The 544-nt window shown below is 65.1% G+C and carries 1 pseudogene; it reads right to left on the bottom strand.

Annotation, left to right across the window (positions count from 1 at the left end):
* Nucleotides 1-544 (bottom strand): annotated as a pseudogene (locus tag SFLMC1_RS00855) (N-acetylglucosamine-6-phosphate deacetylase); the annotation flags it as partial.

The raw sequence follows: 544 nt of genomic DNA, 5'->3' as shown, positions 1-544 counted from the left end.
GTGCTGCCAGCCCTTGGCCTGCAGCAGCGCCTTAATAGCAGCGGGGCTCACATGCTTGCCATCGCAGATGATCTCGGCGTAGGTGTTGGGCGTGGCCATGGCGGCCCCGACGACACCGGGCTCACGGTGATGCAGACCGCGCTGGCCGTTGTAGGTGTGCGTGAAGCAGCTGGCGCCAGCATTGATAGCGGCGGCGCACTCATCATAGGTGGCATCGGAGTGGCCAATGCAGGTCACAACGCCCTTTGCGCTCAGAGCCGCGGCGTAAGCGGCGGCGCCGTCACGCTCGGGCGCCATGGCGCTCTTGACGATGCGTCCGCCGGCGGCCTCCTGCCACCGGTCGAAGACCTCCTCGGAGGGGTCGATCAGATAAGCGGGGTTCTGAGCGCCCACGTGCTTCATGGTAAAGAAGGGGCCCTCCAGGTAGATGCCCTGAATGCGAGCACCGCAGAACTCGGGGCCACGTTCTTCGTCCGCCTGTGCAATGGCGGCGCAGGCGTTCTTAATCTGCTCCACGCCGTCAGTGAAGGTCGTAGGCAGCCAA

Origin of the sequence: Collinsella aerofaciens, assembly GCF_901212495.1 — a bacterium.
GTDB classification, from domain to species: Bacteria; Actinomycetota; Coriobacteriia; order Coriobacteriales; family Coriobacteriaceae; genus Collinsella; species Collinsella aerofaciens_H.
The sequence above is the reverse complement of the archived record's forward strand: the minus strand, read 5'-3'. Positions and strand labels throughout refer to the sequence as shown.